Source organism: Sphaerisporangium cinnabarinum, from assembly GCF_055567015.1.
Genome location: NZ_JBVHRG010000004.1, coordinates 83,718 through 101,275, shown reverse-complemented (window position 1 = coordinate 101,275; position 17,558 = coordinate 83,718). Strand labels below are relative to the sequence as shown.

The 17,558-nt window shown below is 74.5% G+C and carries 15 protein-coding genes and 7 tRNA genes; 16 read left to right on the top strand and 6 right to left on the bottom strand.

Annotated features, from left to right (window positions below; all coding sequences use genetic code 11):
* Positions 1-7: 7 nt before the first annotated feature.
* The 3 genes from ACZ4MO_RS07710 to ACZ4MO_RS07700 form a co-directional block, all read right to left on the bottom strand.
* Positions 8-79: transfer RNA gene (locus ACZ4MO_RS07710), tRNA-Val, on the bottom strand.
* 54 nt (positions 80-133) lie between these two features.
* A complete protein-coding gene (locus ACZ4MO_RS07705) occupies positions 134-1,054 on the bottom strand; it encodes an aminotransferase class IV (RefSeq protein WP_175008616.1) in 921 nt (306 codons plus the stop codon).
* The gene (locus ACZ4MO_RS07700; RefSeq protein WP_175008617.1) at positions 1,051-2,160 is read right to left on the bottom strand and encodes a chorismate-binding protein; all 1,110 of its coding nucleotides are present in this window, start codon (positions 2,158-2,160) and stop codon (positions 1,051-1,053) included. The genes ACZ4MO_RS07705 and ACZ4MO_RS07700 overlap by 4 nt, the downstream gene beginning before the upstream one ends.
* 173 nt (positions 2,161-2,333) lie before the next feature.
* On the opposite strand from ACZ4MO_RS07700, the gene ACZ4MO_RS07695 reads away from it, so the two are divergent.
* The 9 genes from ACZ4MO_RS07695 to ACZ4MO_RS07655 all read left to right on the top strand — a co-directional run bounded on the left by ACZ4MO_RS07695 (position 2,334) and on the right by ACZ4MO_RS07655 (position 4,742).
* Positions 2,334-2,406 (top strand) — tRNA-Gly (locus tag ACZ4MO_RS07695).
* 48 nt (positions 2,407-2,454) lie between these two features.
* Positions 2,455-2,525, top strand: a tRNA-Cys gene (locus ACZ4MO_RS07690).
* A gap of 21 nt (positions 2,526-2,546) precedes the next feature.
* Positions 2,547-2,618 (top strand) — tRNA-Val (locus ACZ4MO_RS07685).
* Positions 2,619-2,777: 159 nt separating this feature from the next.
* Positions 2,778-2,850 (top strand) — tRNA-Gly (locus ACZ4MO_RS07680).
* Positions 2,851-2,904: 54 nt separating this feature from the next.
* Positions 2,905-2,975: transfer RNA gene (locus ACZ4MO_RS07675), tRNA-Cys, on the top strand.
* A 14-nt stretch (positions 2,976-2,989) separates the two neighbouring features.
* Positions 2,990-3,064, top strand: a tRNA-Val gene (locus ACZ4MO_RS07670).
* A 51-nt stretch (positions 3,065-3,115) separates the two neighbouring features.
* The gene (locus ACZ4MO_RS07665) at positions 3,116-4,000 is read left to right on the top strand and encodes a serine/threonine-protein kinase (protein WP_114553557.1); all 885 of its coding nucleotides are present in this window, start codon (positions 3,116-3,118) and stop codon (positions 3,998-4,000) included.
* A 47-nt stretch (positions 4,001-4,047) separates the two neighbouring features.
* Entirely contained in the window at positions 4,048-4,371 is a 324-nt protein-coding gene (locus ACZ4MO_RS07660) for a DUF2277 domain-containing protein (protein ID WP_175008618.1), read from the top strand.
* A gap of 56 nt (positions 4,372-4,427) precedes the next feature.
* Complete coding sequence (locus tag ACZ4MO_RS07655; RefSeq protein ID WP_342779548.1) at positions 4,428-4,742, top strand: hypothetical protein; 315 nt, start codon at positions 4,428-4,430, stop codon at positions 4,740-4,742.
* A gap of 24 nt (positions 4,743-4,766) precedes the next feature.
* Here ACZ4MO_RS07655 and ACZ4MO_RS07650 read toward each other — a convergent pair whose 3' ends face one another.
* Positions 4,767-4,982, bottom strand: a complete 216-nt coding sequence (locus ACZ4MO_RS07650; RefSeq protein ID WP_074806138.1) for a hypothetical protein — start codon at positions 4,980-4,982, stop codon at positions 4,767-4,769.
* A 215-nt stretch (positions 4,983-5,197) separates the two neighbouring features.
* On the opposite strand from ACZ4MO_RS07650, the gene glgX reads away from it, so the two are divergent.
* From glgX to ACZ4MO_RS07630, 4 genes are read left to right on the top strand one after another with little or no spacing between them, the layout of a single operon-like run.
* On the top strand, positions 5,198-7,405 hold the full coding sequence (gene glgX, locus ACZ4MO_RS07645; RefSeq protein WP_175008619.1) for a glycogen debranching protein GlgX: 2,208 nt from the start codon (positions 5,198-5,200) through the stop codon (positions 7,403-7,405).
* Positions 7,402-10,056 carry a malto-oligosyltrehalose synthase gene (gene treY, locus ACZ4MO_RS07640; protein WP_175008620.1) on the top strand — a complete coding sequence of 885 codons (2,655 nt, stop codon included), beginning with the start codon at positions 7,402-7,404 and terminating at the stop codon, positions 10,054-10,056. The genes glgX and treY overlap by 4 nt, the downstream gene beginning before the upstream one ends.
* Positions 10,053-11,948: a malto-oligosyltrehalose trehalohydrolase gene (gene treZ / locus ACZ4MO_RS07635; RefSeq protein ID WP_175008621.1), complete on the top strand. Its 1,896-nt coding sequence runs from the start codon at positions 10,053-10,055 to the stop codon at positions 11,946-11,948. Before treY ends, treZ begins: the two co-directional genes overlap by 4 nt.
* Positions 11,949-11,962: 14 nt before the next feature.
* Positions 11,963-12,853 carry a PPK2 family polyphosphate kinase gene (locus ACZ4MO_RS07630; protein ID WP_175008622.1) on the top strand — a complete coding sequence of 297 codons (891 nt, stop codon included), beginning with the start codon at positions 11,963-11,965 and terminating at the stop codon, positions 12,851-12,853.
* Positions 12,854-12,856: 3 nt separating this feature from the next.
* Here ACZ4MO_RS07630 and zapE read toward each other — a convergent pair whose 3' ends face one another.
* Positions 12,857-13,984 (bottom strand): cell division protein ZapE, encoded by a 1,128-nt coding sequence (zapE, locus tag ACZ4MO_RS07625; RefSeq protein WP_222592373.1) that lies wholly within the window; start codon positions 13,982-13,984, stop codon positions 12,857-12,859.
* A 37-nt stretch (positions 13,985-14,021) separates the two neighbouring features.
* Between zapE and ACZ4MO_RS07620 the strand changes: the two genes are divergently transcribed.
* Together ACZ4MO_RS07620 and ACZ4MO_RS07615 are read left to right on the top strand one after the other, a co-directional pair.
* Entirely contained in the window at positions 14,022-14,894 is an 873-nt protein-coding gene (locus ACZ4MO_RS07620) for a dihydrofolate reductase family protein (protein WP_222592374.1), read from the top strand.
* Positions 14,895-14,899: 5 nt separating this feature from the next.
* Positions 14,900-15,385, top strand: coding sequence for a hypothetical protein (locus ACZ4MO_RS07615; RefSeq protein ID WP_175008623.1), 486 nt, complete (start codon positions 14,900-14,902; stop codon positions 15,383-15,385).
* Positions 15,386-15,446: 61 nt separating this feature from the next.
* Here ACZ4MO_RS07615 and cuyB read toward each other — a convergent pair whose 3' ends face one another.
* Positions 15,447-16,187 (bottom strand): cysteate racemase, encoded by a 741-nt coding sequence (gene cuyB / locus ACZ4MO_RS07610; RefSeq protein WP_175008624.1) that lies wholly within the window; start codon positions 16,185-16,187, stop codon positions 15,447-15,449.
* Between the two features lie 99 nt (positions 16,188-16,286).
* Between cuyB and ACZ4MO_RS07605 the strand changes: the two genes are divergently transcribed.
* Complete coding sequence (locus ACZ4MO_RS07605) at positions 16,287-17,519, top strand: ATP-grasp domain-containing protein (protein WP_175008625.1); 1,233 nt, start codon at positions 16,287-16,289, stop codon at positions 17,517-17,519.
* Positions 17,520-17,558 lie beyond the last annotated feature (39 nt).

Sequence of the window (17,558 nt, the reverse complement as noted above, 5' to 3'; positions counted from 1 at the left end):
TGCTCGGTGGGCGATACTGGGTTCGAACCAGTGACCTCTTCGGTGTGAACGAAGCGCGCTACCACTGCGCCAATCGCCCGAGTGCGTGGTCGATACTAGCCTGAAACGGACCGGATCGAAAAACCGGCCGCCGTCACGGGTCGAGACGCTCGCCACGACGCCGCTCGAACAGGTCCCGCGCCGCCACGGAGAGCTCCCCCGCGGCCACCTCCGCGCCGTCGAGCCAGGTCACCGGCTGGACGTTGCGCACGGAGCCGGTGAGCAGCAGCGCCGACTCCCCCGCGGTCACCTCGTCGAGCACGGTGAACGGGAGCTCGCCGGGGCGCGCCTCGCGCGCGGGCAGACCGTCCTCCGCTGCCCACTCGAGGAGCAGCTCGCGCGTGATGCCCGCGAGGCAGCCCGAGGACAGCGGCGGGGTGACGAGCTCGCCCCCGCGCTCGACGAAGACGTTCGCCCCCGTGCCCTCGCACAGGTCGCCGGCCGTGTTCGCGAGGAGCGCCTCGTCGCCGCCCTTGCCCACGGCGTCGGCGAGCGCCACGACGTTCTCCGCGTACGACGTCGTCTTGAGCCCCGCGACGGCGGAGCGCTCGTTCCGGGTCCAGGGCGACCGCACCGCGCGGCCGGCGGGGTGGATGACCGCGGGACCGACCGCGACGACGACGGTCTGCTCGCCGGGGGTGCGCCCGGACCCGAGCGGGCCGACGCCGGCCGTCACCGTGATGCGCAGCCGGCCCACCGGCCCGGCACCGGCGCGCGTGCGCGCGTCCGCCTCGGCGAGCACGGCCTCGACGCCGTCGAGCACGCGTCGCTCGTCCGGCGCGTCCAGGCCGAGCCCGGCGGCGGACCGCGCGAGCCGGCGCAGGTGGCGCGTGAGCGCGAAGGCGCGGCCGTCGAACACGGCGCACGTCTCGAACACGCCGTCGCCGACCGTCACGCCGTGGTCGACCGCGCTGAGCGCGACCTCGCCGGGTGCCACGAGGCGCCCGTCGGCCCAGATCACGAGGTTCTCGGTGGGGCTCGCGGACGTCGGTGTCGTGGCGGCAGGGGTGCTCATGGCTCCAGTGTGCCCGAGGCGAGGCCGACGAGGCGGTGCGCCTTGAGCTCCGTCTCCTCCCACTCGCGCGCGGGGTCGCTCCCCCAGGTGATCCCGGCGCCGGTGCCGAAGCGCAGGACGCCGGCGGTCCACCAGAACGTCCGGATCCCGACGGCGAGCACGGCCTCGTCCCCGTCGACCCAGCCGATCGCGCCGCAGTAGGGCCCGCGCGGCACGGGTTCCAGCGCGTCGATGATCCGCAGCGCGGACGACTTGGGCGCCCCGGACACGGACGCCGGGGGGAAGGTGGCCTCGAGCAGCGCGGGCCACAGCGCGGCGGACCCCGCGAGACCGGCGCGCAGGCGTCCCGTCACGGTGCTCACGAGGTGGGCGAGGCCGGGGTGCTGCTCGACCGCGAGCAGGTCGGTGACCTCGACGGTCCCCGGGTCGCACACGCGCTGGAGGTCGTTGCGCACGAGGTCGGTGATCATCACGTTCTCGGCCCGGTCCTTGGCCGTGAGCCCCCCGGGCGTCGGGGCGGTGCCCTTGATGGGCCCGGACGCCACCGCGCCCTCCGCGACCCGGAGGTACAGCTCGGGCGACGCGCTGACGACCCACACCGGGTCGACGCCGGACGCCGCCGGCACGTGCAGGACGCCCCCGTAGGGAGCGGGGTTGCCCCGGGCGAGACGACGCGCCAGGGCCAGGGCGTCGGGCTCGCCGCCGTCCGGCCCGACGAGCGGAGCGGCCAGCACGCGGCAGACGTTCGCCTGGTAGACCTCGCCCTCCCGGACCTCGTCGCGCACGCGCGCGACGGCGGCCTCGTAGCCGGCCCGGTCCAGCGAGCTGCACCACGCGGACGGATCGGGCCCGTGCCACGTGTCGAGCTCTGCTCCCGCGTGTGTGGCGGCGTCGAGGTCCGACGGGTCGAGCCGCTCGGCGAACCGCCACGCGCGCGCCCTGCCGCCCCGGCCGGGGCCGTCGAAGTCGGCGACCACGAACCACGGCCCGTCGTCGGCCAGCCGCTCCGGCTCGCGCCGGAGGTCGACCGACTCCAGCACGCCGGTCGCGGCACGCCCGGCGAAGCGAGCGAGCCCTGGCGCGGGCGTTCTCCCAGGTCCTGGCACGGGACCACGCTACCCAGGGCGCACCCTCCGCCCGGACCCCGACCGCCGAGCAGCGGCTGGAGGCTCGGTGGAGCCGGTTGGACGCCGGACGCGAACGTGGACTAATGTCTGGGACGCGCCGGAACGCCGGAGGGCCGGGGGAAACGCTCCCCGAAGCTCCAGGGTCCGGCCGCGCGGATGTGGCTCAGTTGGTAGAGCATCACCTTGCCAAGGTGAGGGTCGCGGGTTCGAGTCCCGTCATCCGCTCGGAGGCCCACCCTCCTGCCGCCCTCGTGGTGGCGGAGGGCAGGTCGCGGTGGAGTGGCCGAGAGGCGAGGCAGCGGCCTGCAAAGCCGTATACGTGGGTTCGAATCCCATCTCCACCTCGCAACAGCACCACCCCTCTGGGGCGATTGGCGCAGCGGTAGCGCGCTTCCCTGACACGGAAGAGGTCACTGGTTCGATCCCAGTATCGCCCACGAGCACGACGAGAGAGGCCGCCCCGGCACCGTCCGGAGCGGCCTCTCTCGCGCCGACCATCACCTGGACCGGATGCACGGGTCCGGGCGGAAGTCGGCTAGTATGTGCTTCGCGCCGATCACCACGGGGCTCGTGAGAGTTCTCGACGGATCGGCCGCGCGGATGTGGCTCAGTTGGTAGAGCATCACCTTGCCAAGGTGAGGGTCGCGGGTTCGAGTCCCGTCATCCGCTCGGAGGCCCACTCTCTGGCCTGCTCCCCCGGGAGCATGAGAGGACGCGTCTCAAGGTGGAGTGGCCGAGAGGCGAGGCAGCGGCCTGCAAAGCCGTATACGTGGGTTCGAATCCCATCTCCACCTCGTATGCAGCACCCGGGCGATTGGCGCAGCGGTAGCGCGCTTCCCTGACACGGAAGAGGTCACTGGTTCGATCCCAGTATCGCCCACCATGAGAAGGCCGTCCCGGCGCCGGGGCGGCCTTCGTCGTCTACTCTCGGCGCATGCCCGACCAGCGCCCCGCCCACGACGTCCTGCCGCTCGGCGCGGCCCCGCGTCCCACGACCGCACCCGAGCTGCTCGCGCGCCTGCGGCCTGCCGTCCTCGGCACGCTGGGCCCCGAGGTCGAGGGCGCGACGGCCGTCCGGCTCGACGCCGAGCTCGACGGCCCCGACGTCGCCCGCCTCGACGTCGACGTCACGGGCGTCCGGGTCCGCGTCGGGGCGGACCGCCCGGCGTCCTCGGCCGGGGGCAGCGCCTCCCCGACGGTCGACGTCGAGCACGTCCGCTCGCGCGAGGACGCGGTGGTGCGACGGCTCCGGGTGGACGCGCACCCGCTCCTCGTGGACGACGTCCCGGTGGACGTCACGGCCGAGGTCGACGGGCTGCGCTTCCGCTGGGTCGAGGGCGCCGACGGCTCGCTCGCCGTCGAGGGCGTGGAGCCCGACGACTCCGCACCCCTGGGAGGGCACGTCCGCGTCTCGGCCCCGCGCGAGGCGGTCCTCGCGACCGCGCGGAGGATCGTCGCCACCGAGCTGCAGAACATCGGCCTCACGCTGGCCTCGCTCGACGTCGACCTCGTCGCGACGGGCCCGCGCACGGTGTCGCTCCAGGCGTTCGCCCGCGTGCGCAAGGGGCTGCTCTCGGCGAGCGTGCGCGCGACCGGGACCGCCGAGGTCGACGCGCGCATGGTGCTCACCGTCCGCGACCTCGAGCTGTCGAGCCGCAACCCCGTCGTCGCGGCGCTGCTCGTGGTGGCGCGCGGCGAGCTGGCGAAGGTGGAGGGGCGCCACGTCGACCTCGCGGCCGACCTGCCGCCGGGGGTGCGCGTGGCGGACGTGCGGGTCGAGGTGGGCGAGGACCTCGCGGTGACCGCCCGTCTCGCCTGACCCCGGTCGCCCTTGTGGCGCTCCTCACACGCACGTAGCGTCGAGGCATGTGCCGGAACATCACGACCCTGCGCGGCCTCGAGCCGCCCGCGACCGATGAGGAGATCGAGGCGGCCGCGCGCCAGTTCGTCCGGAAGGTCACGGGCATCCAGCGCACGAGCGCCGCGACCGAGGAGCCGTTCGAGCGCGCGGTCGACGAGGTGACGGCGGTCGTCGCGCGCCTGCTCGGCGAGCTGCCCGAGCGTCGCAACCCGCCGACGACGGTCCCGCCCCTGCGCCGCGAGGAGGTCCGTGCGCGCATCGCCGCGCGCGAGGCGGCCGAGCGCGAGCACGAGCGGGCGCACGCGCTGGGGATCGCGCACACGCACTGAGGCGCCCCGCCACGGCGGGTGCGGCAAGGACCCGGCAACGTCTAGGCTCGGAACCCGTGACCGACGCACCCTCCTCGCCCCCGCCCCAGGCCGCCCGGCCCGAGCCCGTGAGCGCGAGCATGCGCCGGGCCAAGGCGGACGCGCGGTCGGCGCACGTGACGATCGGGCAGGTCCGCGAGGACGCGGCCGGGCGCGTGACCATCGACTGCTCGTGCGGCATGCCGCTCACCAACGGTCCCGACTGGACCGTCGACGAGCACATCCGCCTGCACCGGGCCGAGGCGCGCTACCTCGCCCTCAGCGCCGTCGCCCCCGCGGGGATGCCGCGGCTCATCGCGGTCGACGCCGACCGCCTGCCGCGCGTCGACTGACGCGCCCGCCGTCGTGACGACGAGCTAGAGCTCGTCGGGGTCGTCCCAGGACGTACCCGAGGACGCGCCGTCGATGGGCCGACGCTCGTTCTCCGAGAGCGACTGCGGCGCCTTCGTCGCGTCTCCGCCGGTGAGCACGTCGCCCGACGCCTCCCCCTCGTCCTCGCGGCGCGGGGAGAGCCGGGCGGACGCGATGTCGGACTGGTTGAGGTCGTCGCGGTGGTGTGCGTGGGTGCTCATGGCACGGGTCTACCAGGTCCGGTCTCACGATGCACGGCCGTCCGCCTCCGGGCTGGTCGGTGCGTCGTCCGCCGGCGGCGACCACAGACACGACCGCCGCTTGGCACACTATTACTGGTGGCGCGGGCGGCCCGAGAACCCGGCCGAGATCGATCGCGTCACCGAGGGGTCTCCTGCGACGACAGCGAACAGGACCCCGTGACATCCTCAGGGGCATGCAGACCTGGCCAGGCCACCCCTACCCCCTCGGTGCCACGTACGACGGCACGGGGACCAACTTCGCGCTGTTCTCCGAGATCGCGGAGCGCGTCGAGCTCTGCCTCTTCGACGACGACGGCAACGAGACCCGCGTCGACGTCGAGGAGATCGACGCGCACGTCTGGCACGTCTACCTCCCCGGCAAGGGCCCCGGCACGCGGTACGGCTACCGCGTGCACGGCCCCTACGACCCCGCGAACGGCCACCGCTGCAACCCGGCGAAGCTCCTGCTCGACCCGTACGCGAAGGCGATCGAGGGACAGATCGACGGCGACGAGTCGCTGTTCTCGTACCGGTTCGCCGACGCGGACGAGGTCGCGCGGGCCGACGAGCCCGCCGAGGGCGAGGACGACGACGCGCCCCCGCCGGCTCCCCCGCTCAACGACGACGACTCGGCCGGGCACACGATGATGTCCGTCGTCATCAACCCCTTCTTCGACTGGGGCCACGACCGCCCGCCGAACCGGGACTACCACGACAGCGTCGTCTACGAGGCGCACGTCAAGGGCATGACGATGCTCCACCCGGACGTCCCGGACGAGCTGCGCGGCACCTACGCGGGCATGGCGCACCCGGCCGTCATCGAGCACCTCGTGACGCTGGGCGTCACCGCGGTCGAGCTCATGCCCGTGCACCAGTTCGTCAACGACCCCACGCTCGTCGAGAAGGGGCTGTCGAACTACTGGGGCTACAACACCATCGGGTTCTTCGCGCCCCACAACGGGTACGCGGCCTACGGGACGCGCGGGCAGCAGGTCATGGAGTTCAAGACCATGGTCAAGGCGCTGCACGAGGCGGGCATCGAGGTCATCCTCGACGTGGTCTACAACCACACCGCCGAGGGCAACCACCTCGGTCCGACGCTGAGCTTCCGCGGCATCGACAACAAGGCCTACTACCGGCTCGTGGACGGCGACGAGGCGCACTACTTCGACACGACCGGCACGGGCAACTCGCTGCTCATGCGCTCGCCGCACGTGCTCCAGCTCATCATGGACTCGCTGCGCTACTGGGTCACCGAGATGCACGTCGACGGCTTCCGCTTCGACCTCGCGGCCACGCTCGCGCGCCAGTTCCACGAGGTCGACCGCCTCTCGGCGTTCTTCGACATCGTGCAGCAGGACCCGGTCATCTCCCAGGTCAAGCTCATCGCCGAGCCGTGGGACCTCGGCGACGGCGGCTACCAGGTGGGCGGCTTCCCGCCCCTGTGGACGGAGTGGAACGGGCGCTACCGCGACACGGTGCGCGACTTCTGGCGCGGCGAGCCCTCGACGCTGCCCGAGTTCGCGAGCCGGCTCACGGGCTCGTCCGACCTCTACGAGCACGGCGGGCGCAAGCCCATCGCGTCGATCAACTTCGTCACCGCGCACGACGGCTTCACGCTCAACGACCTCGTGTCGTACAACGAGAAGCACAACGAGGCGAACGGCGAGGACAACAACGACGGCGAGAGCCACAACCGGTCCTGGAACTGCGGGGTCGAGGGCCCGACGGACGACCCCGACGTGCGGGCGCTGCGCGCTCGCCAGCGGCGGAACTTCCTCGCCACGCTGCTGCTCTCGCAGGGCGTGCCCATGCTCGCGCACGGCGACGAGATCGCCCGCACGCAGCGCGGCAACAACAACGGCTACTGCCAGGACAACGAGATCACCTGGATGGACTGGGGCGGCGAGGAGGGCCTCGACGACGAGCGGGCCGCACTCCTCGACTTCGCGCGCCGCGTCGTCTGGCTGCGCCGCGACCACCCGGTGCTGCACCGTCGGCGGTTCTTCGTGGGCCGGCAGGACGGCGCGGAGCCGGGCACGCCCGAGGGTCCCGACGACCTGCCGGACATCGAGTGGCTCGACATCACCGGCTCGCGCATGGACCAGCAGGACTGGGACCACGCCTACGCCCGCACCGTCATGGTGTTCCTCAACGGCGACGCGATCCCCGAGCAGGACCGCCGGGGCGAGCCCATCGTCGACGACTCGTTCCTGCTGCTGCTCAACGCGCACTCCGACGCGCTGGACTTCACGGTGCCGCCGGCGGCGTACGGGCAGAGCTGGGACGTCGTGCTGGACACCGACGGCACGGTCGACGTCGGCGAGGTGCTGCAGCCCGGGGAGACCGTGTCCGTGACGGGCCGCAGCGTCGTCGTCCTGACCCGCCCGCCGCTGCGATGACCGCCGTCTCCCCCGGCGGCACGCCCGGCGCGCCGCCCCGCGTCCCGGTCTCGACGTACCGGCTGCAGCTCGGCCCCGACCTCACGTTCGACGACGCCGCGCGCCAGGTGCCGTACCTCGCGACGCTCGGCGTGACGCACCTCTACCTCTCGCCCGTGCTCCAGGCGGCGCCCGGGTCGACCCACGGGTACGACGTCGTCGACCACGCGCGGATCAGCGCCGAGCTCGGCGGGCGCGAGGGCCTCGGACGGCTCGCGGCGGCGGCCCGCGGCGCGGGCCTCGGGATGGTGCTCGACGTCGTCCCGAACCACATGGCGGTCCCCACGCCCGCGTGGCACAACCGCGCGCTGTGGTCCGTGCTCGAGGACGGCTCCGCCTCGCCGTACGCCCGGTGGTTCGACGTCGACTGGTCCGCGGGCGAGGGCGCGGTCCTCATGCCCGTCCTCGGCGCGCGCCTCGGCGACGTGCTCGCGGCGGGCGAGATCGTGCTGGACGAGGTCGAGGTCCCGGGCACGCCCGGCCCCCGCCGCGTCCTGCGCTACTACGACCACGTGTTCCCCGTCCGCGCCGGGACCGAGGACCTCCCGCTCGCGGAGCTCGTCGAGCGCCAGCACTACCGCCTGGCCTACTGGCGCGTGGGCGACGAGGAGCTCAACTACCGCCGCTTCTTCGACGTCGGTTCGCTCGTCGCGGTCCGGGTCGAGGACGAGGAGGTGTTCGACGCGACGCACGCGCTCGTGCTCGACCTCGTCACGTCCGGGGTCGTCGACGGCCTGCGCATCGACCACCCCGACGGTCTCGCGGACCCGGCGCAGTACCTGCAGCGCCTCGCGGACCGCACCGACGGCGCGTGGGTCGTCGTCGAGAAGATCCTCGCGGGCGAGGAGCAGGTGCCGCCCGACTGGGCGACCGTGGGGACGACGGGCTACGACGTCGCGTGGCGGTTGCAGCAGCTCTTCGTCGACCCGGGCGGCCGGTCGGGCCTCGACGCCGTGATGACGCGCCTCACGGGCGCGGCACCGGGCGGTCTCGGTGCGCTCGTCGAGGAGGCGAAGCGCGAGGTCGTCGCCGGGCCTCTCTACGCGGAGGTGCACCGGCTCACGGACCTGGCGGCCGCCGTCTGCCACGACGACCCGCGCCTGCGCGACCACACGTGGCGCGGCCTGCACCAGTGCCTGCGCGAGCTGCTCGTCGCGTTCGACCGCTACCGGGCGTACGTGGTGCCGGGCACCCCGCCGCGGCACGAGGCGGTCCGGGCCGTCGAGGAGGCGGCCGAGCGCGCCCGCGCACGGCTCGACCCGCAGCGCGCGGAGACGCTCGCCGTCGTCGTGGACCTCGTGCTCGGCCGCGAGGTCGGGAGCGCGGGACGGCGGCGCGAGGCGCGCCGCGACGAGCTCGTCGTGCGCTTCCAGCAGGTGTGCGGCGCCGTGACGGCGAAGGGCGTCGAGGACACGGCGTTCTACCGCTGGACCGAGCTCGTGAGCCTGTGCGAGGTCGGGGGCGAGCCGGACCGGTTCAGCCTCGGCGTGCACGACTGGCACGCGTTCGCGCAGCGGTTCGCCGCCCTCACCCCGCACGCCCTCACGGCGGGGTCGACGCACGACACCAAGCGTGGCGAGGACACGCGTGCGGCCCTCGGCGTGCTGTCCGAGGACGCGGGTGCGTGGTCGCGCCTCGTGGAGGAGGTGCGCGCGGCGACCGCCCCCTACCGCGGTGTCCTCGTCGACGGTCTCGCCGAGAACCTGCTGTGGCAGACCGTCGCCGGGACGTGGCTCCCCGACGTGGTCACGTCGGACGACGCGCCCGCCGGCACGTCGGACGCCGCGATCGCGCCCGACCGGCTCGTCGACTACCTGCGCAAGGCGCTGCGCGAGGCGAAGGTCGCGACGTCGTGGACGAGCCCCGACGAGGCGTACGAGGAGGCCGTCGCCGAGCTCGCGCGGCGCGCGCTCGCCGACCCGGCCGTCACCGGGGCGTTCGCCCGGTGGGCGCGCGAGCACCGCGAGGAGCTGCGCGCCGCGAGCCTCGGGATCACGCTCACGCGGCTCACGGCCCCGGGCGTCGCGGACGTCTACCAGGGCGCCGAGTCGTACGCGCCCACGCTCGTCGACCCGGACAACCGCCGCCCCGTGGACGTCGACGACCTCACCGAGCGCCTCGCGCGGCTCGACGGCGGAGCGCCCCCACGGACGCTCGCCGACGAGAAGCTGCTCGTCACGGCACGCGCCCTGCGCGTGCGCCGGGCCCTCGCCGCCGCGTTCGTCGGCACCGGGGCCGGGTACGCGCCCGTCGCGTCGTCGACGCCGTGCGCGCTCGCGTTCGCGCGCACCGCACCGGCCGGTAACTCCGCCGGTGGGGCCGCGCCCGACCAAGCGTCCGGTGGCGAGCGCACGGACGAGGCGGCCGTCGCGCACGTCGTCACGGTGGCGACCCGGCTCGCCGGGACGGTCGACCGCCTCGGCGGGTGGCGCGACCACGTCGTCGCGCTCCCCGCGGGCACGGGCACGTGGGTCGACGTGCTCAGCGGGCGCGAGCACCCGGCCGGGACCGTCCGGGTCGCGGACCTGCTCGCCGACCTGCCGGTCGCGCTCCTCGTCGCGCCGGGCTCCCCCGCGGGCACCGCCGCGACGGGCGAGGGCGGCGCGCCATGACGGCAGGCACCCCCGTCCCGCCCCCGCGCGTCCCCGCACCGCAGGCCACGCCTCTGCTCGCCGTGCCGGGGCCCCGGCCGATCGTGTGGGCGCCGACGGCGCGCAGCGTCGAGCTGCTCCTGCCGGAGCAGGGCGCGGGCACGTTCGACGGCGCCGAGCGCCTCCCGCTGCGCCTCGTGGGGGCGCACGTGCCGGGCTGGTGGGGCTACGACCACGAGCTGCCGTGGGGCACGGACTACGGGTACTCGGTCGACGGGGGCCCGGGCCGTCCGGACCCGCGCAGCCCGTGGCAGCCGTACGGCGTGCACGGCCCGAGCCGCACGTTCGACCCGGCGTTCGCGTGGACGGACGCCGCGTGGTCCGGCCGCGACGTGCGCGGCGAGGTGATCTACGAGCTCCACGTCGGGACGTTCACGCCGCAGGGCACGCTCGACGCGGCGATCGACCGGCTCGACCACCTGGTCGAGCTGGGCGTCGGCGCGGTCGAGCTCCTGCCGGTCGCGGCGTTCGGCGGCGAGCGGGGCTGGGGCTACGACGGCGTGCACCTGTACGCCGTGCACGAGCCGTACGGCGGCCCGCGCGCGCTCCAGCGGTTCGTGGACGCCGCGCACGCCCGGGGGCTCGCGGTGGTGCTCGACGTCGTCTACAACCACCTCGGCCCGTCGGGGAACTACCTGCCGGAGTTCGGCCCGTACTTCACGGACGCGCACACGACCCCGTGGGGCTCGGCCGTGAACCTCGACCGCCCGGGCAGCCGGGAGGTGCGCGAGTGGGTGATCGACAACGCCGAGCGCTGGTTCGTCGAGTTCCACGTGGACGCGCTGCGGCTCGACGCGGTGCACGCGCTCGTCGACGACTCCCCCACGCACCTCCTCGCGGAGCTCGCGCGGCGGGTGGAGCGCGTGGAGCAGGAGCTCGGGCGGCCGCTGACGCTCGTCGCCGAGTCGGACGAGAACGACCCGGCGACCGTGACGGGCGTGGAGCAGGGCGGGCGCGGGATGCGCGCCCAGTGGGCGGACGACGTCCACCACGCCGTGCACGCGCTGCTGACCGGGGAGCGGCAGGGCTACTACGTCGACTTCGGGTCGGTCGCGGTGCTGCGCAAGGCGCTCACGGGCGTGTTCGTGCACGACGGCACGTACTCGACGTTCCGGGGACGCGACTGGGGGCAGCCGGTCCCGGCCGGGACCGACGGCCACGCGTTCGTCGTGAGCTCGCAGAACCACGACCAGGTGGGCAACCGCGCGCAGGGCGACCGGACGTCGGCCACGCTCGACGGCGGCGGCCTCGCGACGGCCGCGGCGCTCGTGCTCGTGTCGCCGTTCACGCCGCTGCTGTTCATGGGCGAGGAGTGGGGCGCGTCGACCCCGTGGCAGTTCTTCACGGACCACGCCGAGCCGGAGCTCGCGGAGGCGGTCCGCGCGGGCCGCGCGGCCGAGTTCGCCGACCACGGGTGGGGCGGCGGCGACCCCGTGCCCGACCCGCAGGCGCGCTCGACGCGGGACGCGAGCGTGCTCGACTGGTCCGAGCGGGAGCGGGGCGAGCACGCCCGGCTGCTCGCCTGGTACCGGGACCTCGTGACCCTGCGGTCACGGCCCGACGTGCGCTCGGGCGACCTCTCGCTCGTGCGCGTCCACGGGCCGGGCGGCGCGGACGACGACGCGTCGGGCGAGGAGCCGACGACGGGCGCCGCCCCGCACGGCGGGCCCGCGTTCGTCGTGGACCGACGCACCGTCGCGGTCGCGGTGAACCTCGGGGACTCCTCGCGGCGGCTGCGGCTCGCCCTCGGCGGCACGCCGCGCGTGCTCGCCGCCTGGGACCCGGCGACGCGGGCGGGCCGGCACCACGTCGACCTGCCCGCGCGTTCGGTCGCCGTGCTGTCGCGGGTGTGACTACGCTCGCGCCCATGGCGACGACGACGAAGACGAAGGCCGCGCGCGACCGGGGCGCCGAGAGCGCCTGGGAGGTGCCGCCGGCGCAGGCGCTCCGGGTGCCAGAGGGCTTCGACCTCGCGACGTTCGACCGCGCGTCGACGCCGGGGTTCACCGGCGACAAGGACGCCGGGAAGGCCCTCGTGGCACAGCACGCGGACGAGCTGTCCGAGCTGCAGGAGCGCCTGTTCGCCGAGGGCCGATCGGGCGGGTCGCGGTCGGTGCTCCTCGTGCTGCAGGGCATGGACACGGCGGGCAAGGGCGGGATCGTGCGGCACGTCGTCGGGCTCGTCGACCCGCAGGGTGTCGCGCACCGCTCGTTCGGGGTGCCGACGCCCGAAGAGCGGCGGCACGACTTCCTGTGGCGGATCCGGCGCGCCCTGCCGGAGCCCGGGTACATCGGCGTCTTCGACCGGTCGCACTACGAGGACGTGCTCGTCGCGCGCGTCGACGCGCTCGTGCCGCCCGAGGTCTGGGAGGCGCGCTACGACGAGATCAACCGCTTCGAGGCCGAGGTCGCCGCGGCGGGCACGACGATCGTCAAGGTCGCGCTGCTCGTCTCCTACGAGGAGCAGCGCGCGCGGCTCATGGAACGGCTCGAGCGCCCGGACAAGTTCTGGAAGTACAACCCGAACGACGTCGACTCGCGCCAGAAGTGGCCCGCCTACCAGGAGGCGTACCAGGCCGTCCTCGACCGGACGAGCACCGACGTCGCGCCGTGGCACGTGGTCCCGGCCGACCGGAAGTGGTTCGCGCGCCTCGCGGTGAGCGAGCTCCTGCTCGACGCGCTGCGCGGCCTCGACCTCGGGTGGCCCCCGGCCGACTTCGACGTCGCGGTCGAGAAGGCGCGCCTCGCGGCGACGTGACGCTCAGGCCGCGCCGCGCGCGACCGTGCGGCCGTCCTCCGCGAGCGCGCCGAGCCGCGACAGCGCGCGGTAGTACTTCTTGCGGTACCCGCCGCGCAGCATCTCCTCGGTGAACAGGCTCCGCTCCCCCGTGTACGCGCCGGTCCCGGCGAGGAGCACGGGCACGTCGCGGTCGTAGAGGCGGTCGACGAGCACGACGAGGCGCAGCGCCGCGGACTGCTCGGTGACGGGGTGCACGCCCGTGAGCGCGACGACCTCGACGCCGTCGAGCAGCGCCCGGTACCGGCTGGGGTGGACCTGCGACAGGTGCGCGAGCAGGTCGTCGAACGCGTCGAGGGTCGCGCCGGGCCGGCCCGTGACGGCCGTCCGCACGTCGGCCTCGGGCAGCGGCGCGGAGTCCGTGACGACCGCACGGTGCCGGTAGTCCTCGCCGTCGACGCGCAGCACCTCGAACCGGGCCGCGAGCGCCTGGATCTCGCGCAGGAAGTCCTCGGCGGCGAAGCGGCCCTCGCCGAGCGCCTCGGGGAGCGTGTTCGACGTCGCGGCCAGCGCGACGCCACGGTCCGCGAGCTCGCGCAGGAGCCGGGACATGAGGACGGTGTCACCCGGGTCGTCGAGCTCGAACTCGTCGATGCACACGAGCTTCTTCGTGGCGAGCGCGTCCACGGTCGCCCGGAAGCCGAGCGCGCCGACGAGGTTCGTGTACTCGACGAACGTGCCGTACGCGCTGACGTCGAGTCCCACCGCGTGCGCGAGGGAGGTGAGCAGGTGGGTCTTGCCGACGCCGAACCCGCCGTCCATGTACACCGCGGGCGCGGTCTGCTTCCGGGCGCCGAACAGGCCCTTGCGCGCGGGCTTCACGACGGCGGCCGCGACCTCCTCGAGCCGCGCGACGGTGCGCGCCTGGCTCGGGTAGGCGGGGTTGGCGCGGTAGGTCGAGAAGCGCGCGTCGGCGAAGTGCCGCGGGGGCACGAGGTCGGCGAGGAGCCGGGCCGGGGGCACGGAGGGCCGGACGTCGGCGAGGGCACGGACGGGCCCGGGCTGGCCGGGGGTCGGCGAGGAGGCCGACGCGCGGGCGGTGCCGGGGAGGGCTGCCGGGGCCGAGGAACCACCGGAGGCGGGCGCAGTCACGAGGATCCAGCCTACGCCTGCGGCTAGCCTGGCCGCTGTGACCTCGACCACCACCCCGCCCGAGGGGCCGGGTCCGCCCGTCGCCGGGCGCACCGACCTCCCCGCGCTCGACGTGCTCCTGCCCGCTGCGGAGCACCTCCCGCCCGACCCGCGCGAGGACCGGCTCGCCGCGCTCTACGCCTACGGGACCCCGGTCCGCGGGGCGAGCGTCGTCCGGGCGAACATGGTCGCGAGCGTCGACGGCGCGGCGTGGGGTCCCGACGAGCGGTCGGGGTCGATCAACGACGACGCGGACTGGCGCGTGTTCCGGGTCCTGCGGGCGCTGGCGGACGTGGTGCTCGTCGGGGCGGGCACCGCGCGCGCGGAGGCGTACACGCCGCTCGACCGGCCCCGCGGGCTGCGGCACCTGCACGACGCCCCGCTCGAGCTCGCCGTCGTCAGCCGGAGCGGCCGCGTGCCCCCGACGCTCACCGGGACGGACCGCCCGCCGTTCGTGCTGACCGGTCCCGCCGGGGCGGCCACGGCCCGGGGGGACGTGCCCGCGGACCGGGTGCTCGTCGTCGGGCAGGACGCGGCCGACGACACGCGCGAGCCGGGCGACGCGCTCGACCTCGCCGCAGGACTCGCCGCGCTCGCCGGGCGCGGCCTGACGCGCGTCCTCGCCGAGGGTGGCCCGTCGCTGCTGGCGGACCTCCTCGCCGCGGACCTCGTCGACGAGCTGTGCGTCACGACCACCCCGACCCTCGTGGGGCCCGGCCCGACCCGGATCGTCGCCGGTGCCGCGAGACCGGCGGCGACGACGGCGCTCCCCCGTGGGGCGCGCCTCGGGCACCTGCTGTACGCCCCCGAGGACCGGCCCGGGTCGCCCGCCGGTACGACCGCCGCGCGCTGGCTCCTCCCGCTAGGCTGACCCGCGTGACCGACACGATCCTCGTCCTGACCGAAGACACGCTCAACCCGGCCGACGTGCAGCACATCCTGTCGCTGCACCAGGACGAGCAGCTCGCCTACCGGGTGCTGGTCCCGGCGGACACCGAGCGCAACGTCATCTCGGGGATCATCGACCACCTCAGCGTGGGCGAGCTCAAGGAGGCGTGGGACGAGGTCCTGGGCCGCGAGCCCTCGCCCACGACGGCCAAGGCGGAGGCGAGCGAGCAGCTCGAGCGCAGCGTGGCCGAGCTCCGCGCGGCGGGCCGCGAGGCAGACGGCGTGGTCGTCGACGACGACCCGCTGCCGGCGCTGCGCACGGCCGTCGCCTCCGGCGGGGCGCGCGAGATCGTCGTCGTGACCTACCCGCACGCGGTCGAGGACACGTTCCACACCGACTGGGCCTCCCGCGCGCGCGAGGAGCTGCACGTCCCCGTGCTGCACCTCTACTCGGGCACGAGCGAGCTGGGCTGACCCGCCGCTCGTCGGGCCGACGAGCGCACCGGCCGGCCCGGCGGTCGTCGGAGCCGCGGGGTCATGCCCCGCGGACGCGGTGCCCGGCGCGGCGGATCGTCGCGCGGGCGAGCTGGTCGGTCGAGTCCAGGTAGAGCGGGTCGGCGAGCAGGTCGTGGTCGACGGCGACCACGGACAGCTCCGTGCAGCCCAGCACGATCACCTGGGCCCCGCGCTCGACGAGCCGGCCCGCGACGGCCCGGAACGTCTCGATGTCGACGGGCCGCCCCGCCTTCACCTGCTCGTAGATGATCCGCGAGACGAGCGCCTGGTCGGCGTCGTCGGGCACGAGCGCCTCGACGCCGTGGCGTGCGAACGCGTCCTGGTACACGCCCGACGCCGCGGTCCCCGCCGTGGCGAGCAGGCCGACCGCGCGCAGGTCGTCGACCCGCGCCCGTGCCGCGTCGACCGTCGTGTCGATGATGGACACGAACGGGACGCTGATCGCGTCGAGCACCTGCTGCGTGAAGTAGTGCGCGGTGTTGCACGGCATGACGAGGAAGTCCGCGCCGAAGCGCTCGAGCCGCTCCGCGTCCCGCGCGAGCACCGGGCCGGGGTCGGCGTCGGACCGCCCGAGGATGAAGTCTGTGCGGTCGGGGATCGTCGCGTGGTTGAGCACGACGGCGTCGACGTGGTCCTGGTCGCGCTCGGCCTCCGTGAGCGCGACGAGGAGCTGGAGGAAGTAGGCCGTGGCGAGCGGCCCGACACCCCCGAGCACTCCGACGAGGGGCTGGGCGTGGTCCTGGTCCGGTCGCGACGTCACCCGTGGATCCTACGGCTCCCGCGTCCCGGGGCGCGGGCCGCGCGGACCGTAGGATGGCGGACGCCCGCCGACCCGAAGAGAAACGGACGACCCTCCGCGATGACGTACGGCAACGCCGAGTTCCTCCCCATCGTCCTGGGGACCAACCTCAACACCTACAACATCGCGAGGTCGTTGCACGAGGCGTACGGCGTCCGCACGCTGGCCCTGGGCCGCTTCCCCCTGCGCGAGACGGCGGACTCCCGCATCGTCGACGTGCGCACCTACCGGGACTTCGACGACCCCGAGCGCATCGTCGCGGTCCTGCGAGAGCTCGCGGAGGAGTTCCCGGGCCGCAAGCGCCTGCTCATCGCGAACATCGAGTTCTACACGAACGTCGTGATCGCCCACCGGGCCGAGCTCGAGGACCTCTACGTCATCCCGCTCGTCGGCGAGGAGCTGGCCGCGCGCCTCATGAACAAGACGGACTTCGCGCGCACGTGCGCGGAGCTCGGCGTGCCGCACCCGGAGACGGTGATCGCCACGGCGGCCGACGTCGACGCCCCCGGCTTCGGGGAGGACCTCCCCTTCCCGTACCCGCTCATCCTCAAGCCGGCCGACACCGACACCTACCCGCGCCTGCGGTTCGAGGGCAAGAAGAAGGTGTACCTGGTCCAGGACGCGGCGGAGCTGCGCGACGTCGGCCGCCGCATCTACGCCGCGGGGTACACGGACGACCTCATCGTCCAGGAGTACCTCGCGGGCGACGAGTCGGTCATGCGCGTGGTCAACACGTACTCCGACCGCCACGGCCGCCTGCGGTTCCTGTCGGCGGCCCAGATCGTGCTCGGCGAGTACGACCCGAAGCTCGTCGGGAACTACAACGCCGTCGTGACGATGAAGGACGACCGGCTCACGGAGTCGATCCGGCACCTGCTCGACAGCCTCGGCTACGTCGGCGCCGCCAACCTCGACGTCATGTACGACCGACGCACCGGCACGAGCAAGATCCTCGAGGTCAACCTGCGCCAGGGCGCGGCGAGCTTCTACACGATGGCCGCGGGCGGCAACCTCGCGCGCTGCTACGTCGAGGACCTCGTGTACGGGCGCGAGCTGCCCGAGCAGGTCACGTCGAACGCGCGCCTGTGGGTCAACGTGCCCTACCCGGTCGTCCGGGCGCTCGTGCCGGTGTCGCTGCGCCACCGCGTGAAGAAGGCACGCAAGCACGGCGTGTGGCACACCCTGCGGTACGCACCCGACCGCAGCCTGCGCCGCCGCCTCGACGTGTGGCGCGTGGACCTGCGCCACACGCTCGACTACGTGAAGTTCGCGCGCTCGCGCCCGTCGGCGTAGCCCCGGGAGGTCCTGCGCCGACCAGGTGGTCCCGGCTCG